Here is a 20,441-nt window from a genome sequence, read left to right as displayed (position 1 = left end):
GGCGGCGCCAGGATGGCACGCCCCTGGAATTTGTCAATCGACCGATCGCCGGCGCGATGCTTTCGACAAGTGGCAAGCTAGGTTGCAGCCATTTCGAAGCAGTCCGACACGACCGACTTCAAGTCGGCCTGCGAGAGTCCGGCGAGGTCGCGAACCTCGTTCCGTAGACGCAACAGCTTGACAGCCCTGCGCATGACAGGCTCCATCGACGCACGGCCGATCCTCTCAGCAAATCCGACCCAACCTTCGGCGATGGCCAAGGCGACTGAAGCATTCCCGCTGATGCTGGACCGTTCGAAAATCGCCACAGAGGCATCCTCTGACAGCGCGCGCACCAGCCCCCATCGATCGCTGCTATCTTCACCGCGATCCAGCGTTGCCCCCCGCATCCATAGCCGTTGAAATGCATTGCGGACTCCACCCTCAAATCGACTGGAATCTCCCTTGACGAACCGCCAGCCGACAACGTCGGGCGTGACTACGGTCGCGAGATAGGCCCACACGTCGTTCCGCAGAGCCTCACCCGTGGCAAGGCCCTCGTGTGCTCCCAGATAGATCGCCAGTTCCTGATCCAGCTTGGCCCGGGCGGTCTGGCTGCTGTTCTCGGGAAATCCGCACGTCGTGGCGATTCGCCGGATCTCTCGCCCGAGCTCGTCCGCCAGACCGGACGATCGGGCTCCGCCACTCGCCGCATATGACAGCATGGAAGACCGGTCGTTCACGACCGCCAGCGCCTTGGCGGGATCGGGAACATCGCCGTCCGAGTCTTCAAGAATGCGAGCTACACCGAGAGCTGTCAGGCGGGGCATCAGGCGGACGATCATTGCCCTACCCCAACTTCCGCGGACGCGAGTATTGCCGCGCGAAAGGCGCCGGGATTCTGCTCTCGCAGTGCCTTGATGCTCAGGTATTCCTGGCCCGGGAAGCTGGCGGCGATCCACCTCTGCACCTGCCTGCCCACCGAGCCCTCTTCGCAATCGTGCAGTGATGTATCGCCCTCCTTGTCAAGCGTTGGTTCGATCATTTGTGACATGACGTCTCCCAGTATCGCCTGCAGTGTCGGCGCGTCCCCGGCAACGAAACGGGCGCACACCTCCGGGAGGTCGGCGTTGACGTAGAGCCTCACGCTCGCGGAGAAGTCTGCGTTCGGCCAGCCCGGCCGCCAGTGCAGGAACCATGGAGATCGCTCTTGGGGCCGACCCCTGAAGGCCTCGGCAAAGCTCACCGTCTCCACCGGAAAACGCGAATCGCCCCCGTCCTCGATCAGGACGTCCCGATACGAGCGCCACAAGCGGCTGCCGCGCACTTTCGGCGACAACATGCTGCCTGCACCAAGCGGCCCTTCCAGCGTCAGCAGCGCCGTAAGTCTGAGCCGGCCGGACAGAAGATGGCCCGGAATGACGGCCGAAACTTGCACCTCGCTTGCGGCAGGATCCACTATGAACTCGGCCAGACGTTGCTGGCGCCGCGGCAGCGTGCCAGCGCCTGTGCCTGCAATCAAAACAAGCCGGAGCCGGAGATCTGCCTTCGGCAACTGAAGCGAATCTGCGGACTGGTCCCAATCAATCCGCAACGAATTGGCCACCTGAAGATCGCGGGCATAGTCCCAGTTCTCGAAGATGTCCTCCACCTGATCAAGGGGCTTACCCGGATCTCCGAGAAGCCACGCCCCGAGATTGACAGCGTTTTCCGGAAGCACTAGGAACGGGAACGCGACCTTGCGGCTCATTCCGCAGCGCCTCGCTGAAGCGTAAGCCTGACTCCGATCGCTGCGTCAGGAGCGGTCGGCACGATCACTTGAACTTCTCCCTCGAGGCGGCCGACCTTCAATGACCATCCCGATACCAGCTGATCCGCCAGAAGTATCTGCTCGACCTTGAGCCCATATTGATCCGGCAGATCCTCGCTCGTAGTGGAGCCTCCATCCATGACCAGGTAAGGCTCGACGATGAGATGCAGATCCGCTACAGAGCCGTCGTTCTCAATGTCCGCCACGAAATGCGCGACTGGCCTCCCGCCCCTCACGCTCAAGCCCGCAAAGCGTGGAGCGGAGACCCGAACGCCCTTGCGCGCGGCGTTCTTGCCGGAAGCCGCGCGATGTTGCTTGCCGGGTCCACTTGCAGACACTCCTCCAAGCATCGCTCCCAGTCTTGTTGCAGTTGCAGCGAGGGAGGGCGTGCTTGCGCTTGACGTAGCGATGGAGGGAGATGGCGGTTCGTTCGGCTTCGCGATCTTGTTGAGCTCCCTCAGAGCTACGCTGACGAAGGTCTTGGCGTTGCCCTTCGGCAGATTATCCGGGACCCAATCGTCGTGAGCAGGAGGCTCGGCCTGTGCGAAGGCCTCCTCGACATCGTCGCTGCCGGAACAGATGAAGACTCCTGCCCAGTCAAATCGGCGATCCGGCAATGGATCGCCCACGATGTATCGAACGACCAGTTCCACTGGACGCATGAGCGCGATGTGGCTGGCTTGCTTGGGAATCAGGGAATTCTCGCGCATTGCAGGCCCCACCCGCTCCGCACGCAGACCCTGCTGCCTCGAGAATTTTCCGAGCAACCGCTTGGGCCGCAGGCTTCGGACCTCCTCGAGGTTCTCTGACCGATTTCTGTGCGACGACATTGCCGCGGCGAAAAGATCTAGTGGAGGAAAGTCCTCGGGCCTCGGAACCGGCAACGTTTCCCCATCAAGCTCAACCTCGACCTTCAGCCTCCGCTTGTGCGGGGTCGTTTCGAGCATTCGAGGCCAGAAATTCCACAGGACGGTTTCCACGATGTCCTCTGCCGAAAGGCGCGGATCCTCTCCGGCGAGAAGGGGATCGACAATGAGAACTGATGTCCCGGATTTGCTCGCGTGCCGCTCAGGCATGCCCAAGGCGGCGGATATGCTAGTCGCTTCGGCTCCCGTGACCGGCTCGACCGAATCGCTCCCGTCGAGCACACCCCACCAGTGGCGTCCGGTAAACCGTCGCATGCAGCCAGCTTCATCCATGGCATCGAAAGCTGCACCCAGATGACACGCCATGAGCCGCCGCACGTCGCTTCCGGAGTATCGCGTCTGACTGTCGACGATGATGGTGGAACACCTGCTCATTGCGTACAGCGAGCTCTTGCCGTACCCGTAGGTGCCGCCGCCATGGTGAGTGTCGCGCGCTGCACCGACATTCCTCAGGAAGTTGACGAAGTTGAGCGGTTCTTTACCGTCATGGGGAGCATCAGCGCGGGTGGGCCCCGAAAGCCCGTCGGTCCCGAAGTCGCAGATCTCCAAGACGCGCAACTCGGTCCTGGTCAACGCATCTTCGATGTCTGCGCGAGTTGCGTCGCCGCGCGGTCTGTCTGCGAGAAGAGTGCCTGCCAGCACCGACCTTTGACGTGGGTCAAGAGTGCGCAATCGGACGAGAACTCGGGCCCCTGATTCGTCATGCGCGGCATCGAGAACGTTCTGGATGCTCTCGCGGATCACGGTCTGCAACAGCCCCAAGGCCGGGCGCCCCAGCAGTCTCCTGAAGCCCTCGGCGGCCATGTTGCCGGTCTTTGCAAATGGCTCACTGAAGAGGCGAATCTCGCTCACGCCAGCATCTCCTTCCTCACTCTGTCGAACTCGTCATGACCCAATTTGAACTGGGCCGCCGAAGCGAGATCGATGACATACGCGACACTGTCAACCCCGACGGGGAGCACGCCACCCTCGAATTGGCCGCTCGTGACACGCGGAAACCCCGGACGTACACGGTATGCATCCAGACCTTCCAAATCCCAGCTGATGCGGTTCCACTCTGCTGACCAAGGGTCATGGCAGCCCATGTGGCGTAGGGCATCCTCCAAGGCCGGACGGGGGGCTCCCAATTCAACGATCTCGGCGACAAGCCTTGTGACAGAAAGGCGCCCCCCGTCGGCACGCTCCGCCCGCACATGAACCAAGGTGAGTGACCCATCAGCAGGATCCGACAACTGCTCGATGCTGCTGATGGAAACGGATGCTGCGTCGACCCTGCCGGATGTCTTGACCTCCATGGCATGGCTCTTCCGTCTGAAGTCATGGCGCTGACCGAAGGGTCCCGTCCACGCGTGGACAGCGGATGGCGACGCCTCTGTCAGCAGTCGTAGAACGGCCAGCTCACCAACGAGCCCAAGTATCTGGTGGTCGGCAACGTCAAGTACGTCCTTGTCCCTGAATAGGCTGCGGAAATCGTCGATCGCGCCTTCGACTGCAACTACAGGGCCCCTTCCCTCCCCAATCCTTCGGACGATCTCGCCGGACAGCTCGGAGAAGACGCTATCGAGCCCTGGCGAAGCGCACATCACGTCAATGAAGCTCATCCACTTGCCGGAGACCTGATACCGGGAAATGGTCTTGATCAGTCTTCCGTTGGAACCATCCTCTTTGAGTCTGGCTCCCGCCCCACATGGCACCAGAAGTCTCGGCTGCCCTCGCGAGCCGATGGCGAATCTGACGGGACCAAAGCCTGCGTCGGCATGCGACGCGAGGCTCGGAACCTCCATCACTCCGTCATGGGGCTCGTGAACTCGCAGGCGGTTCCAGTGCTCGATTGGCCGCTCAGACATCGACAAGCTCCTCCTCGAGCTCGCCGTCGTCCTCGAGTTGCTCCGGCGTAGGAACATCCAGTTCGACTGCCCAATAGGCTCCCGCCCTGTCCAGCTCGCCAGGGAAAACGATGCCGAAGCCGATCAGATCGTCGACTGCACCCAAGGCGACCCGCGCCTTTCCCCCGTTCTTCGGTTCAGACCTGGCTTCGATCGGATAGATGAGCAGAAGAGGCTTATCAGGCCGTCGACTCTTCAGCGCCCGCCATTCTTCTCCCTTCTGCATCTGACGATCATCGACATCCACAAGGATGTCCCGCTTGGACATCAGCGCCTTGACGTCGGCGTACTCGCTTGGCTCCGCAAGGCGCGAGCGAACGCTGGTGTGGACTGCCCCGAGGAAACCGAGAGGCTTGCTCGACAGGACTCCTTCTCTAGGACTGACCACGGCCACGTTCCACTTTGAAAGCTTGTCCGCAGCGACATCAAGGTAGTTGAGCAACATCTCGCGCTTCAGGTCGAGATGAGCTCGGCAGATGTCATAGGAATTCAGGAACTGTCGCACCGCCTCGATGGGGACATCCTTGAATACCCCGCGGCCCTCTTCGTAGATCCCTTTTGCATGCGCAGCGTCCACGAGGTGCGCAGCAGCCGCCCAGTTGTCGAGCACGATGCCGTCCTTGAGATGGTCGAACCGGATGGTCTGGATGTGCTTGCCCTCGAAGCTGATGCTGGTCTTTCGCGCATAGCGCATCTTCGCGGCGGACGTGATTGCGAGCCCCGGTATCGCCCTTACCTTGACCGCGAACTCTTGGGGCGTCGCTTTCCGCAACTTGTATTCCGAGATGTCCTGCCGAATCTCTTCCTCGATATGCGCGAGTGCCCTGAAGTTCGCAATGAGATCTTGCGTCGACCAGAGGCGTGGCAGGTCGGCGTAACCGTGCCTGAAACCGAACCAGCGACCCATCTGCAGCAGGGTGTCGTATTGCTTGGACGTTCGCAGGAAGAAAGACACACAGAGCCCTTCCAGCGTCAGTCCGCGCGCGAGAACAGAGCCGCCGACCACTATGTAGGTCTTGGGAGCGCCGGTGTAGTCGAGACGCTTGTCACTGACTCCGTTTTCGACGACCACTTCTAGTGCCTGAATTGCTTCTACAAGCAGCGGCAGAAGGTCAATAACTGAAACCGTCTCTGTACGCTCGGGCCGCACCCGGGAAGTTTCGTCCTCCCAGACATCCACCGCCGTTTGCCAAATCGCGCCATGGCCGGCACTCAGTGCGTCGGAGTTCTGGCTCAGCCACGCACGGATCTCGACAGCCATGTTCTCGTGTTGAGCCACCAGTTGAGAAGTGTGCACCAGCATCGTCATGTGCGAGGTGCCGTGTCCACGGCGACGTCGCAGCGCACAAGTGAGCAGGAACCAGATCAGCGCGCGCTCCAACGCAGGCGTGACCTTCGGCTGAAACGTCTTGCTGCTGTGAACGGACCTCAGCAGGGCCACTTCCTTGGCAGGAATCGCCCGGACCATGTCACGCCCAGCGGACTGGCCTTCGTCCCGATCGGCATCGTCAGGATCGAAGCCGAAGACTTCCCTTGCGCCGAAGTATCCTTCCGGCCGTTCCAAGGCGGTGATGAAGTCTTCCGGATAGAGATCATCAAGCTCGTCCTTGCTGACAGGGAAGGGATTGATGAACACGTTCGCGAACGGCGTGGCCGTGTAGCCCACGTAGGACACTGCGGGCAATGCGCGGATGATCTTCCGGATGGCACGGTTGATCTCGGTGATGTCATATTCCTTGCGACCGGCGTTCACCGACGCCTGATCGCACTCGTCGTCGATGATCAGCGTCTTCAGCGATCTGAGAACCGTTGCCGGCGTGTGTTCGACGGCGTCCAGAAATGCCTTGAGCCGGGTGCCCTCCTTCTTCATCACAACCAGTTGGGCACGACCCGGCACCGGCATCGTGAACTGGCCATTGTTCGGAGGCCTGATGAAGTCGCCATCATCTGCCGGTGTCGTGTAGAGCTGCCAGAGGTGGCGATGACGATCGACGATGTCGCTTTGAAGCCGACGCTGAGTCTGCGCTCGAAGCTTGTTGGTCACCCCTCCGAAGATCACGATCAGGTTGTAGCCCGCATCCACAGCTTTCGCGATCACGCCGGTCATGTTCGCGGTCTTGCCGGACTGCACATATCCGACCACAAGTCCCCGGCACCTGAATTGGCCTTCTCCTGGATTGGCGAGGAGTGAAACCACCTCCGTCGAAGCCTCGTCAATGGAGCGAACCGAATCCTCCCCCCAACCCTTCTCGTTCAGCAGGTATCCCTTCAACGCTGCCCAATGCGGATCAACAGATGAGGGACCGCTATACCAGTCTTGCCTTACCTTGACGAGTGAGTTCCGGCGGAGGATCTCGACGCTCTGGAGCGACGCTTCCACGAGCCTCATTGCCTCTGCGAGATTCGCTTCATTCTCGGCAGATAGCGGACCCATCACGTCTTGCATGAAGCTGCGCAAGTCCTCCGAGGCCCCTTGGACTGACCCGTATGCGGGAAGCCGCTGATTGATCTCGCGGACGAACTTGGCTACCTGCGGCGTCATGTCGGCCATCTCGGGCCCGCGCTCACGTATTGCACATCACGAACTGCACTGCTCATGTCTTCCCCCCAAGATAAACGCATCAACCCCCCACAGCATGCTTCGCCCTCAAGTGATGTGACGGAGGCGGGTTCGTGAAGGACGCTCGAGTGCAACGCCACCTTACGCCCGTCCGCTACACCCCCCCACAGGGCCCACCACGCGACCAACTCCGCGAATCGAGACGGGGATCCTCGTTGACTAAGTCCTTTAAGGACTCAACTGGCGAACCGTCGGTTATAACCTTTGCAAGGAAGCAATTCAGATGGCGATGTGGATTTTTACTCACCACAGCCTTTGTGACGGATTTCTTTGTGGCCATGCTGCTCGTCTCCCCTCAAGGCTGCACTGTCCGATGAGTCACATATTCCGCCGATACTCCCCACCCACGTCATACAGCGCGTGGCTGATCTGGCCGAGGCTGTGCGTTTTCACCGCCTCCATCAGCGCCTCGAACACATTGCGCCTCTCCCGCGCCGCGTTCTGAAGATACGCGAGGTTTTCGGTTTCCGACGGCTCCGCGCGAAGAGCGCCCTCACCCCGGCCCTCTCCCGGGGGGAGAGGGGGAGAAGTGGAGGCATCGGCGGCGGGCAGAAGCACGGCATTGCGGCCTTCCTGCCAGTTGCGGACGTTCTCGATCTGCTGGCCCTTCTCTTCCTCGGTGCTGCGGATCAGCTCGATCTCGGTGGCGACTTCGCCTGCGTGTTCCTTGGGCAGGAAGGTATTCACACCCACCAGCGGCAGCGAGCCGTCGTGCTTCTTGTGCTCGTAATACAGCGACTCTTCCTGGATCTTGCCGCGCTGGTACATGGTGTCCATGGCGCCGAGCACGCCGCCGCGATCGCTGATGGCCTCGAACTCCTTGTAGACGGCCTCTTCCACCAGGTCGGTGAGCTGGTCGACGATGAAGCTGCCCTGCCAGGGGTTCTCGCAGAAGTTCAGCCCCAGCTCCTTGTTGATGATCATCTGGATGGCCACGGCGCGGCGCACGCTTTCTTCTGTGGGCGTGGTGATGGCCTCGTCGTAGGCGTTGGTGTGCAGGCTGTTGCAGTTGTCGAACAGCGCGTAGAGCGCCTGCAGCGTGGTGCGGATGTCGTTGAACTGGATCTCCTGCGCGTGCAGGCTCCGGCCGCTGGTCTGGATGTGGTACTTCATCATCTGGCTGCGCTCGTTGGCGCCGTAGCGCTCGCGCATGGCGCGGGCCCAGATGCGGCGGGCGACGCGGCCGATGACGGTGTACTCCGGGTCCATGCCGTTGGAGAAGAAGAACGACAGGTTGGGCGCGAAGTCGTCGATCTTCATCCCGCGCGCCAGGTAGTACTCGACGATGGTGAAGCCATTGCTCAGGGTGAAGGCGAGCTGGCTGATCGGGTTCGCCCCGGCCTCGGCGATGTGATAGCCGCTGATCGACACCGAGTAGAAGTTGCGGACCTTGTTGTCGACGAAGTACTGCTGGATGTCGCCCATCATGCGCAGGGCGAACTCGGTGCTGAAGATGCAGGTGTTCTGGGCCTGGTCTTCTTTGAGGATGTCGGCCTGCACGGTGCCGCGCACGGTGGCCAGGGTCTCGGCCTTGATGCGGGCGTAGGTCTCGGCGTCCACCAGCTGGTCGCCGGTCATGCCCAGCAGCGCCAGGCCGAGGCCGTCGTTGGTGGGCGGCAGCTCGCCGTGGTAGCGGGGACGCTCGCGGCCTTCGAAGAAGGCGTCGATCTTCGCCTGGGCCTCGTTCCAGCGGTCCGGATCGGCCTTGAGGTACTTCTCCACCTGCTGGTCGATGGCGCAGTTCATGAACATGGCCAGGATCATCGGCGCCGGGCCGTTGATGGTCATGGAGACGGACGTGGTGGGCGCGCACAGGTCGAAGCCCGAATAGAGCTTCTTCATGTCGTCCAGGGTGGGCACGTTGACGCCGGAGTTGCCGATCTTCCCGTAGATGTCCGGGCGCGGCGCCGGGTCTTCGCCGTACAGCGTCACGCTGTCGAAGGCGGTGGACAGGCGCGCGGCGGGCTGGCCGACGCTGAGGTAATGGAAGCGGCGGTTGGTGCGCTCGGGCGTGCCTTCGCCGGCGAACATGCGGATCGGGTCTTCGCCGCTGCGGCGATACGGATACACGCCGCCGGTGTAGGGGTAATAGCCCGGCAGGTTTTCCTTGCCCAGGAAGGTCAGCAGCTCGCCCCAGCTCTTGTAGGTGGGCGCGGCGATCTTGGGGATCTTCTGGTGGCTGAGCGATTCGCGGTAGTTCTCGACGCGGATGGTCTTGCCGCGCACCTGGTATTCGGTCACCTCGTCGGTGATCGACTTCAGGCGGGCGGGCCATTCGCGAAGGTTGCGCAGGTTCTCGCTGGTCAGCGCCTGGACGGCATCGTTGTAGCGCTGGCGCAGGGTGAGGAGGGTGCGGTCCGCTTCAAAAGCGCCCTCATCCGCCCTGCGGGCACCTTCTCCCGCAGGCGGGAGAAGGGTGTTCTTCGCGGCGGGGACGAGGTCGGCGCCGTCGTAGAGGTCGAGCTGCCTGGGCAGCTTGTCATCACCGAGTTCGTGCAGCGCCTGCCAGAAGGATTGCGCGCGGTCGGCGGCCTCGGCCTGTTTCTCGATGGAGGCGTTGATCGCCCTGCCCTGCTCGGCGATCTCGGCGAGGTAACGCACGCGCGCGCCGGGGATGAGCACGGTGGCGCGGGGCTCCTTGAGCGAAGTGTCGATCTGCGGGTTGAAATCGCAGCGGGGGGAAGAAAGGGGGTCAGAGTGACTTTTCCCCTCGTGTTCCTGGGCTGCGGTGGGTTGGCTGGGGGGGAAGTCACTCTGACCCCCTTTCACCTTCTCTCGCAGCAGGCGGCACAGGTTGGCGAACATCCAGCTGATGCCGGGGTCGTTGAACTGGCTTGCGATGGTCGGATAGACCGGCACGTCCTCGTCGGCCATCTGGAAGGCCAGGCGGTTGCGCTTCCACTGCTTGCGCACGTCGCGCAGCGCGTCCTCGGCGCCGCGCTTGTCGTACTTGTTGAGCACGATGAGCTCGGCGAAGTCGATCATGTCGATCTTCTCCAGCTGGCTGGCCGCGCCGTAGTCGCTGGTCATCACGTACATCGGGAAATCGACCAGATCCACGATCTCCGAATCCGACTGGCCGATGCCGGCGGTTTCCACGATCACCAGGTCATAGCCCAGCCCCTTGAGGAAACCGATGCAGTCCTTGAGCACGGCATTGGTGGCCACGTTCTGGCGGCGGGTGGCCATCGAGCGCATGTACACCCGCTGCGAGCGCAGCGAGTTCATGCGGATGCGGTCGCCCAGCAGCGCACCGCCGGTGCGGCGACGGGTGGGATCGACCGAGACCACGGCGATGCGCATCTGCGGGAAGCTGGCGAGGAAGCGGTTCAGCAGTTCATCGGTGACCGAACTCTTGCCGGCGCCGCCGGTGCCGGTGATGCCGATGACCGGCGTGGGGCCATCATGCGCAGCCGCGCCCGAGGCCCACTGCTTGCGCAGCATCGCGAGCTCCGATTCGGAATACACACCGTCTTCCAGCGCCGAGAGCACGCGGCCGATGGCGATCTCGTCGTCCAGCGCCGGGCGCGTGCTGGCCGGTTCGCGGGTGGCCGCGGCATGCGCGTCGCGCGCACCGGACACGCGAGACACCACGTCCTCGATCATCTCCACCAGGCCCATCTTCATGCCGTCGTTGGGGTGGTAGATGCGCTCGACGCCATAGGCCTCGAGTTCGCGGATCTCTTCCGGGGTGATCGTGCCGCCACCGCCGCCGACCACGCGGATATGGCCGGCGCCGCGCTCGCGCAGCATGTCGACCATGTACTTCATGTATTCGACGTGGCCGCCCTGGTAGCTCGACAGCGCGATGCCGTCGGCATCCTCCTGCAGCGCGGCGCGCACCACGTCCTCCACCGAACGGTTGTGGCCGAGGTGGATGACCTCGGCGCCTTGGCCCTGGATCAGCCGGCGCATGATGTTGATGGCGGCGTCGTGGCCGTCGAACAGGCTGGCGGCGGTGACGAAGCGCAGGGGCGTGGCGTCGGTCTCGGGGGCGGTTTCGTTGGAATCGATGTGAGTGGCCGGCGTGCTCATGGCGCGCTCCTGCGGGGAAAAAAGATGCGTCGATTGTAGCGGTCGGGCCGTGGCGGTTTCGGCTGAAAATATGCTGCACTGCGGCATCAGGCGGCAGCGGAACGTCTCCGGCTGCGGCGGTTCGGATAGCGGGTGGGTATGCACGCCGTGTGCGGCCCCCGACTATCCGCAGCCCGCCTTCCGGCGGCTGGGTGTGGGGCGGCATGTGTTGCCCTGCATCGGGGCAGTGACTGCAGCCACCCACGCTGCAGTGCCGCCATTGCGCAGGCTACGCCGTGGCTACCCCGCCTTCCGGCGGCTCCGTGCGGGGCGGTGTGTCGTGCCGTCCTGCAACCGGGCAGTGACTGCAGCCACACACGCTGCAGTGCCGCCATTGCGCAGGCTACGCCGTGGCCACCCCGCCTTCTCCGGCGGCTCCGTGCGGGGCGGCGTGTCGTGCCGTCCTGCAACGAGGCAGCGACTGCAGCCACACACGCTGCAGTGCGGTCATTGCGCCAGGCTGCACCGCGGCGCCGTGCCGGCCGCTTGACGCCCCCAGGGGCAGCATCGGCCGCGTCCATTCCCGACCGGCTGCCATGACCCCACTCGACAAAGCCCTCAAGCGCGAACTGCAGATCGGCGATACGCCGTATGTGCTGACCATCGACCCGGACGGCCTGAAGCTGGTGCCCAAGGGCAAGCGCAAGGGGCTGGAACTGAAGTGGACCGATCTGGTAAGCGGCGATGCGGCGCTGGCGACGGCGCTGCAGGCCTCGCTGAAGACGCGCTGATTCCGGATCAGAACAGCCCGCCCTGCGCTGGCGGATAGATCACGCTTTCGTCCTCGACACGTGCGTCGGGATGCATCACATGCGGCTGCACGTGCCTGGCGTCGAGGATGTGGCAGACCCGGGTGCCGCGCGCGGTCAACAGGTCGGAGATCAGGCGCCTGTGGCAGCGCCACCACAGCGCTTCGGCGCACATCAGCGCGGTGCGTCTGGACTCCGCCAGCTCGAGCGCGGCGGCGAGCCCCTCGGCGAACTCGGCGCTGGCCATGTGGTCGGCGTAGCCCTGGAACCCGGCATTGCGCCACGCCCCATTGGGCGAACCGGCCTGCGCGCGCCGTCGGCCACCGAGCTGCGGCAGCCAAAGATAGGCGACACCCGTCTCGGGCAAATGTTCTGCCATGGCCTCGGACGCGAACCATGGATAACGCTTCGAGCCGGGAAAGCGGCGCACGTCGACGACCGCGTCGATGCCCTGGCCTTGAAGCAGCGCCAGGAACTCGTCCCAGCTGCGCGTGGAGTGGCCGATGGTCCAGATGGTGGCGACGGCGGGTTGGGCTTCGATAACGGACACGCTGGAATGCCGGGCGGAAGGCGCCATTCAAACGAAGTGCGCGTCGCAGGGGCGTAGGGCGGCGCCGCGGCGAATGGCCCCTTGCCCGGGACAGTGCTTGGGGACGTGGCTTAAGCCCCTTCCCCCGGGAGAGGGCTGGAGGCTGCTCAAGCCCCTCTCCCCCCGGGAGAGGGCTGGAGGCTGCTCAAGCCCCTCTCCCCCTGGGAGAGGGGTTGGGGTGAGGGCAGCCGGCCCGGCGATTCCTGAGCCAGCGCGCGCGCCTCACAGGTGTCCCCTCTGGGCTGCGTCACCCTCCGGAAAGTTCAAGGGGGCGTCCCCACCCTCACCCGCCGCGCTTCGCGCGTCGGCCTCTCCCTGAGGGAGAGGCGCGAGGCAGTTCAAGCCCCTCTCCCCCTGGGAGAGGGGTTGGGGTGAGGGCAGCCGGCCCGGCGATCCCTGAGCCAGCCCTCGCAGCGCCTCACAGGTGTTCCCTCTGGCTGCGTCACCCTGCGGAAAGTTCAAGGGGGCGTCCCCACCCTCACCCGCCGCGCTTCGCGCGTCGGCCTCTCCCTGAGGGAGAGGCGTGAGGCAGTTCAAGCCCCTCTCCCCCTGGGAGAGGGGTTGGGGTGAGGGCAGCCGGCCGGGCGATCCCCTCAGCGCCCATCGTCGCAGCGTCTTCCGGTGTCCCGTCTGGCCTCGCGCCTGCGGAACGCGCGAGGGGAAGTCCCCACCCCTCACCCGCCGCGCTTCGCGCGTCGGCCTCTCCCGGAGGGAGAGGCGCAGGGGCCGCGAGCCCTCTGCCTGCAAACGGCTCGATGGACGTGCCCCTCTCCTTTTGGAACGTTGTGATCGGGCGAGGACGGCTCAAGGCTCTCTCCCCACGAGAGCCTCTGTTCCAACGAGAGCCCCTCTCCCCACGAGGGGTCGCGCCGGGGCGCCTCAAGCCCCTCTCCCCCTGGGAGAGGGGTTGGGGTGAGGGCAGCCGGCCCGACGATCCCCTGACCCCCATCGTCGCAGCGTCTTCCGGTCTCCCGTCTGGCCTCGCACCTGCGGAAAGTTCGAGGGGAAGTCCCCGCCCCTCACCCGCCGCGCTTCGCGCGTCGGCCTCTCCCGGAGGGAGAGGCGCAGGGTCCTTGAGGGCTCTGCTTCCCGATGGCCCCGTGGACGTGCCCCCCCCTCTTCTTTCCCGCGACGCGCAGGATCCCGAAAGCCGAAAGCCCCTCCCTCACTCGCTACGCTTCGAACGGACTGTCCAGGAAGAGACGCTGCATCAGCGTCTTGCCGGCCGCGATTCGAGCGCTTCGCACAGGCGATGGCGGCAGTCCTCCAGGCCGGCTTCGCTGCGGTGAAGGCGTATGCGGCCCTGGGCCTGGCCGGGCTGGCCCAGAATGCGTGCGAGCGTGGCCTGCAGCGTCGCCGGATCTTCGTCGAAGCCGCCGTGGGTGGTCGCCGCGCTGCCGTTGGCGGCATGTGCGGGCTCGCCCTGCACTGGCGCCTGGATCCAGTCGAGCCTGCCGGTTGCCAGCAGGTCGCGGATGCCGCTATGGGGCTCGATGAAGCGCGCCATCCCCAGCAACGGCGTGCCGTGGCGATGTTCGGCGCGCACCCAGCTGCGCGCGCGGGCCTCCAGGGCGTGGGCGATGAGATACAGCAGCGACTTGTTGTAGATCCGCGCGCAGTGGTCGTCCTGTTCGGCGCGGTCGGTCAGGGTGAACAGCGCCGCGCGGTCGATGCGGCCGTCGGCCAGGGCCGGGGCGAAGCTCGCTTCGAACAGGGCCATCGTCATTGCCGGCGCCCACAGGTTGAGGCTGGCGATGCGCTGGCCGACGCCGAGCATGCCCGCGGCCGGGCCGTCGGGGACGGGGCCGTGCGTGGTCAGCAGTTGCGCGAGCGGGGCCAGCAGCACGGCGCCTCCGCTGTGGCCCACCAGGTGCAGTTCGACCGCGGGATCGGCCTGCATCCATTCGCCGAGCAGGCGCGCCACCTGGGCCGCACCACCGGCCTCGGTCAGCCCGTCGCCATCGCGCACCACCGCAGTCGTGGCCAGCCGCGCGTTCTCCTTCATCTCCTCCCACAGCGCCTGGCCACCCAGCACGCGCGCCAGCGGTTCGATGGTGTCGTCGATGCGGTCCAGCAGCAGACCCTTCGCCCGGTCCATCAGGCCCTCGGTGCGGGGGCGCACGGCATCGCGCAGGAGGTTGCCGAGCGTGCTCCAGAAGTCGGTCTTCCAGACGAAGCACAGGGGATACACCTGCTGGGGCAGCATCAGCTCGCAGAGGTCGGCAACCCGCTGGATCGCGGCCTGCTCGGGCACCAGGCCGCCGTGGACGTAGAGCATCACCCGCTTGACCGGCCAGTCGCGGGTGATGCGCGGTAGATCCTCGCGGATGAGGTTGCGCACTTCGTCCTGCCCGGTGCCGAAGCGGCCGGTGGTGCGCAGCCGGCCGTCGTTGCCGAGACTGACGATGTGCGGGCGCAGGTCGGCCTGGGAGTATCCGTTCGACTGCCGGGCAAGGATGGAATTGCTCGCCGCAACCGCCTGCACCCGCTGCAGCCTGACCGGCACCGCCAGCCGCGCCACCCAGATGTCGACGCCGCGCTGCAGCCACTCGTCGTAGCTCACCCAGCCGTAGCCGCGCTTGCCCCAGCGCCTCCCCCAGGAGTTCTGGATCCAGAAGCCTTCGCGGTCGTAGCCGACGATCGCGAAGGCGTGGTAGCCGGCGACCGGCTGTTCGGCCCATTCGACGACGCCGGTCGCGGGCGGCGCCAGCCAGCCGTCGTGCACGGCCGCCGATGCATACAGCACGCCCGCCTCGGCGAATGCGGCGTGCATCGCGACCAGATCCTTGTGATTGACCCGGTAATAGGCGCCCAGCGGATGTTCCTGCGCTGCACGCGCCCGTTCCTCGGTGTAGACGCCAGGCAGCGGACCCGGCGTGTCCGGCCAGCATTCCTCGGCGCAGACACCGTGGCGGTGCCAGCCCTTCATCGCGCCGCGGCAACTCGAGCCGGCGTAGTCCTCGCCTTCCCACTCGTCGTAGCGGCGCGCCATGTCGTAGAGCATCCGGGTGCTCATGCGCAGCTTCACCGGCTCGGGCCGGCGCCGGCGCAGCAGCGTATGCGCCACCGTCGCCAGGCCATGGGCGGTGCAGGCGCCCTGCTCGCCTTGGTCGAGAACCGGCACACCGAGCCTGGTGAAGCGCGCCAGCGGCATTTCGCTGGGCACGTCGACGAGCGTGGGCTCGAACATGCGGTCGCGGAAATCGGCAGTGTCGGGGCGCGCGTCGAGCAGGCGCGCGATGGCTGCTGGTCTGGTGGCGCGTCGCGCGCCGGCCCTGGTCGTGGCCATGGAACCTCCGTGGTACGCGATGAGCGAACAAGCCCGGTGCGCCCGGGCGGACAGCTGCGACGGATCCCGCCCCGAGTGTGCAGACGCATCGGTGACGGTCGCGCGGTACACAGACTGCATCCGCCCTGTCGCACCGGCCGCGACCTGCGATGAGGCGCGGAATCACCGGTTCTGCGATGCTTGCGCGACGACCACGAAGCGCCGTCCATGAAGAAACGCGTCAAGAAACTGATCGCCTGGGGCCTGTTCACGCTGCTGGTCATGGCGGTCAGCAGCATCTTCGTCGCCGATCGGTTGCTGCCGCCCGCCTCCGGACGACCGAGCTACACGCTGCCGCTGTCCAACAACCAGACCGCGCTCGACCGCGAGCTGGTTCCGCTGCTGGAGCGGCACCCGGGCGAGACCGGCGCGATCATGTTGTCCGACGGGGTGGACGCTTATGCCGCGCGGGCGATCTCCGCGCGCCAGGCCGGGCGCAGCCTCGATCTGCAGTACTACATCTGGCGCAACGACCTGACCGGGCGGATGCTCGCCAACGAAGTCTGGCTGGCCGCCGAGCGCGGCGTGCGCGTACGCATCCTGCTCGACGACATGGGCATCAGCGATATGGACGCGACGCTGCTGGCGATGGATTCGCACGAAAACATCGAGCTGCGCGTCTACAACCCGTTCCGCAACCGCACCGGGGTGATGCGCCTGCTGGAGATGGTGCAGCGCGCCTGGGGCGTGAACCACCGCATGCACAACAAGTCCTGGATCGCCGACGGCCGCGTGGCGGTGGTGGGCGGCCGCAACATTGGCGTGGAGTACTTCAGCGCGGCCGAGGAATTCAACTTCCACGATCTGGACATGGTGCTGTTCGGCCCCGCGGTGGACGATGCCAACGCGATCTTCGACGAATTCTGGAACAGCGAGGCGGCGATCCCGATCGAAGCACTCAACCGCAAGCCCCCGGCGACGATCCGCGCAGTGCTCGAGCATATCCAGGAAGAGTCGGAGAGCGAGGAGGCGCGCCGCTTCCTGGACGCGATGGACCTGTCGCCGAGCGTGCGTGGCTATTTCTCCGGCGCGCTCAAGCCGATCTGGAGCAAACACATCCAGATCCTGTCCGACCCGCCGATCAAGTGGCGCGGCGATGATCGCGAGAGCTGGCTGGTCGAGTATCTGCTGCGCGACATCAGACAGGCCAAGGCCAGCGTGCTGTTGATCTCGCCCTACTTCGTGCCCGGCGTGGAAGGCACCGAAGGTCTGGTGGCCATGGCCGAGCGCGGTGTGGATGTAGCGGTGGTCACCAACTCGCTGGCCGCCAACGATGTCCTCGCGGTGCACGGCGGCTATCTGCGCTATCGCAAGCCATTGCTCGAGGGCGGCGTGCACCTGTTCGAGACCCGCAGCCGGGCCGATACCAGGGGAGCCAGAAGCCTCTTCGGCAGCAACAGCAGCGCCAGTCTGCACACCAAGGCCACGCTGGTGGATGGCCGCCATGGGTTCGTCGGCTCGTTCAACCTCGACCCGCGCTCGGCCAACCTCAACACCGAGATGGGCGTGATGTTCGACGATGCCGCGCTGGGCGCCGCCCTGTTCGAGGAATTCCGCCACCTCACCTCGCCGGGCATGAGCTACTGGGTGTTCCTCGACGCGGACGGACGGACGCGCTGGCTGGACCGCGCCGAGGATCCGCCGGTGGTACTGACCACCGAGCCCGACAGCACCCGTCTGCAACGGCTGATCGCCAGTGTCGTGCGCTGGCTGCCGATCGAATCCCAGTTGTAAGCGTCCGCGAGTGGACGCATGAGGTGCCCGCGGTTGCTGCGATGCACCACGAAAAATGCCCTGTTCAGCGCGCCTTTCACGCGGCGCATGCGATTGATTCCACAAGCATTTTCAGCAAGCAGTTGCACATTCAACCAATTGCCGGACGACCCGCGTAAAATGCCGCGCTCACTCGCCTTGCGGCGCCGCTGAACCCGACCGGTCCTCGTGACCGGGCCGCATCGCCTTCCGGGACCCTCCCCTGAAATCGGGCCTGACGCCCGTGACGGAGTTTTGAATGATTTTCGAGCACCTCGACACCTACGGCCACGAACAGGTCGTGTTCTGTCACAACAAGGACGTGGGTCTGAAGGCGATCATCGCGATCCACAACACCGTGCTGGGTCCGGCACTGGGCGGTACCCGCATGTGGCCCTACGAATCCGAGCAGGACGCGCTCAATGACGTGCTGCGCCTGTCGCGCGGCATGACCTACAAGAACGCGGTCGCCGGCCTGAACATCGGCGGCGGCAAGGCGGTGATCATCGGCGATCCGGCCACCGACAAGTCCGAAGGCCTGTTCCGTGCGTTCGGCCAGTTCGTCGAATCGCTGGGCGGCCGCTACATCACCGCCGAGGACGTCGGCATCGACGTCAACGACATGGAATTCGTCTACCGCGAAACCCAGTTCGTGACCGGCGTGCACCAGGTCCATGGCGGCTCGGGCGATCCGTCGCCGTTCACCGCCTACGGCACCATGCAGGGTCTGCTGGCCTCGCTGAATCGCAAGTTCGGCAACGAAGACGTGGGCAACTACAGCTACGCGGTGCAGGGCCTGGGCCACGTGGGCATCGAGTTCGTGAAGCTGCTCAAGGAGCGCGGCGCGAAGATCTTCGTCACCGACATCAACAAGGATCGCGTCGAGCGCGCGGTCAGCGAGTACGGCGCCGAAGCGGTGGGCCTGGACGAGATCTACGACGTCGACGCCGACGTCTACTCGCCGTGCGCGCTGGGCGGCACGGTCAACGAGAAGACGCTGCCGCGCCTGAAGGCCAAGATCATCTGCGGCGCGGCCAACAACCAGCTGGCCAACAACGCGATCGGCGACGAAGTCGAACGGCGCGGCATCCTCTATGCGCCCGACTACGCGGTCAACGCCGGCGGCGTGATGAACGTCTCGCTCGAGATCGACGGCTACAACCGCGAACGCGCGATGCGCATGATGCGCACGATCTACCACAACCTCACGCGCATCTTCGAGATCTCCCAGCGCGACGGCATCCCGACCTACATGGCCGCCGACCGCCTCGCCGAAGAACGCATCGAGATCATGGGCAAGCTCAAGCTGCCGCTCGGCCGGGCGCAGCCCCGTTTCCAGGGCCGCGTGCGCGGCGCCTGAGTCAACGCAGTACACGCGATGGGGCTTCGGCCCCATCGTCGTATCCGGGCGCGGCGGATGCTGCAGATGCACATCCACCGCCGCGTTCCGACGCCGCGCCGCTGCGTCGCCGCCCGCCACGGTTTTCCCCAGGAGTAGAGATGCGTACTTTCCCGCTCGGCGAAGAACTCGACGCGTTGCGCGACGCGGTACGCCGTTTCGCTGACGCCGAGATCGCCCCGCGCGCCGAGGCCATCGACCACGAAAATGCCTTTCCGCAGGACATGTGGCCGAAGCTTGGCGAGCTGGGCCTGCTCGGCATGACCGTGCCCGGCGAATACGGCGGCAGCGAGATGGGGTATCTGGCCCACCTCGTCGCGATGGAAGAGATCTCGCGGGCATCGGGCTCGATCGGCCTGAGCTACGGCGCGCATTCCAATCTGTGCGTGGCCAACCTCTACGCGAACGCCACCGAGGCGCAGCGACAGAAGTACCTGCCGAAACTCTGCAGCGGCGAATGGAAGGGCGCACTGGCGATGAGCGAGCCGGGGGCGGGCTCCGACGTCGTCGGTTCGATGGCCTGCCGCGCCGAGCTGCGCGGCGACCGCTGGGTCGCCAACGGCAACAAGATGTGGATCACCAACGGCCCCGAGGCCGACGTGCTGATCGTCTACATGCGCACCGCCGGCAAGGACGCGGGCAGCAAGTGCATGACCGCCTTCCTGGTCGAGAAGGGCATGCCGGGCTTCCGCACCGCGCAGAAGCTCGACAAGCTCGGCATGCGCGGCTCCAACACCTGCGAGCTGGTGTTCGAGGACTGCGAGATTCCGGCCGAGAACGTGCTGGGCGAGGTCAACGGCGGGGTCAAGGTGCTGATGCGCGGCCTCAACACCGAACGCCTGGTGCTGACCGGCGGGCCGCTGGGGCTGATGCAGTCGGCGCTCGACATCGCCCTGCCCTATGTGCGCGAACGCAAGCAGTTCGACGTGGCGATCGGCACCTTCGGCATCATGCAGGCCAAGATCGCCGACATGTACACGTCGCTGCAGTCGAGCCGCGCGTTCGCCTACCAGGTGGCGCGCGATTTCGACGCCGGCCATGCCTCGCGCGTTGACGCGGCGAGCTGCCTGCTGCATGCCTCGGAAGCCGCGGTGCGCGTCGCGCTCGAGGCGATCCAGACACTCGGCGGCAACGGCTACATCAACGAGTACCCGACCGGCCGCATCCTGCGCGACGCCAAGCTCTACGAGATCGGCGCCGGCACCAACGAGATCCGTCGCATGCTGATCGGGCGGGAGCTGTTCGACGGCAGGAGCTGAGCGGGCTCTCCGCGCGTATGCCCGAGGGGCTGGCACTCGCGATTCACGATCGCGGCCCCCACTAACGAGA

Annotated in this window: 12 protein-coding genes; 4 read left to right on the top strand and 8 right to left on the bottom strand. The window is 65.2% G+C overall.

The window, feature by feature from the left end:
- Positions 1-77 precede the first annotated feature (77 nt).
- The 6 genes from CNR27_RS08750 to CNR27_RS08725 form a co-directional block, all read right to left on the bottom strand.
- Positions 78-824: a DUF6339 family protein gene (locus CNR27_RS08750; RefSeq protein WP_096298009.1), complete on the bottom strand. Its 747-nt coding sequence runs from the start codon at positions 822-824 to the stop codon at positions 78-80.
- Positions 821-1,729, bottom strand: a complete 909-nt coding sequence (locus tag CNR27_RS08745) for a hypothetical protein (RefSeq protein WP_096298007.1) — start codon at positions 1,727-1,729, stop codon at positions 821-823. The genes CNR27_RS08750 and CNR27_RS08745 overlap by 4 nt, the downstream gene beginning before the upstream one ends.
- Positions 1,726-3,567 (bottom strand): hypothetical protein, encoded by a 1,842-nt coding sequence (locus CNR27_RS08740; protein ID WP_096298005.1) that lies wholly within the window; start codon positions 3,565-3,567, stop codon positions 1,726-1,728. Before CNR27_RS08740 ends, CNR27_RS08745 begins: the two co-directional genes overlap by 4 nt.
- The gene (locus CNR27_RS08735) at positions 3,564-4,562 is read right to left on the bottom strand and encodes a PD-(D/E)XK motif protein (protein WP_157745344.1); all 999 of its coding nucleotides are present in this window, start codon (positions 4,560-4,562) and stop codon (positions 3,564-3,566) included. Before CNR27_RS08735 ends, CNR27_RS08740 begins: the two co-directional genes overlap by 4 nt.
- Positions 4,555-7,152: a Z1 domain-containing protein gene (locus tag CNR27_RS08730; protein WP_222843091.1), complete on the bottom strand. Its 2,598-nt coding sequence runs from the start codon at positions 7,150-7,152 to the stop codon at positions 4,555-4,557. Before CNR27_RS08730 ends, CNR27_RS08735 begins: the two co-directional genes overlap by 8 nt.
- 387 nt (positions 7,153-7,539) lie before the next feature.
- Positions 7,540-11,256, bottom strand: a complete 3,717-nt coding sequence (locus CNR27_RS08725; RefSeq protein WP_096298001.1) for a methylmalonyl-CoA mutase family protein — start codon at positions 11,254-11,256, stop codon at positions 7,540-7,542.
- Positions 11,257-11,831: 575 nt separating this feature from the next.
- Here CNR27_RS08725 and CNR27_RS08720 point away from each other — a divergent pair.
- Positions 11,832-12,026: a hypothetical protein gene (locus CNR27_RS08720; protein ID WP_096297999.1), complete on the top strand. Its 195-nt coding sequence runs from the start codon at positions 11,832-11,834 to the stop codon at positions 12,024-12,026.
- 7 nt (positions 12,027-12,033) lie between these two features.
- Here the strand turns inward: CNR27_RS08720 and CNR27_RS08715 are convergent, their stop codons facing one another.
- On the bottom strand, positions 12,034-12,621 hold the full coding sequence (locus CNR27_RS08715; protein WP_096297997.1) for a DUF488 domain-containing protein: 588 nt from the start codon (positions 12,619-12,621) through the stop codon (positions 12,034-12,036).
- Between the two features lie 1,222 nt (positions 12,622-13,843).
- A complete protein-coding gene (locus tag CNR27_RS08710; protein WP_096297995.1) occupies positions 13,844-15,922 on the bottom strand; it encodes a C1 family peptidase in 2,079 nt (692 codons plus the stop codon).
- A 207-nt stretch (positions 15,923-16,129) separates the two neighbouring features.
- Here CNR27_RS08710 and CNR27_RS08705 point away from each other — a divergent pair, with 207 nt between their 5' ends.
- From CNR27_RS08705 to CNR27_RS08695, 3 genes are all read left to right on the top strand, one after another.
- Positions 16,130-17,695 (top strand): phospholipase D family protein, encoded by a 1,566-nt coding sequence (locus tag CNR27_RS08705; protein ID WP_096300464.1) that lies wholly within the window; start codon positions 16,130-16,132, stop codon positions 17,693-17,695.
- A gap of 277 nt (positions 17,696-17,972) precedes the next feature.
- A complete protein-coding gene (locus tag CNR27_RS08700) occupies positions 17,973-19,073 on the top strand; it encodes a Glu/Leu/Phe/Val dehydrogenase dimerization domain-containing protein (protein WP_096297993.1) in 1,101 nt (366 codons plus the stop codon).
- Between the two features lie 140 nt (positions 19,074-19,213).
- Positions 19,214-20,371 carry an isovaleryl-CoA dehydrogenase gene (locus CNR27_RS08695; RefSeq protein WP_096297991.1) on the top strand — a complete coding sequence of 386 codons (1,158 nt, stop codon included), beginning with the start codon at positions 19,214-19,216 and terminating at the stop codon, positions 20,369-20,371.
- Positions 20,372-20,441 lie beyond the last annotated feature (70 nt).

The sequence above is a fragment of the Luteimonas chenhongjianii genome, from assembly GCF_002327105.1.
Taxonomy (GTDB): domain Bacteria; phylum Pseudomonadota; class Gammaproteobacteria; order Xanthomonadales; family Xanthomonadaceae; genus Luteimonas; species Luteimonas chenhongjianii.
This window is presented reverse-complemented; position numbering and strand designations above follow the sequence as displayed.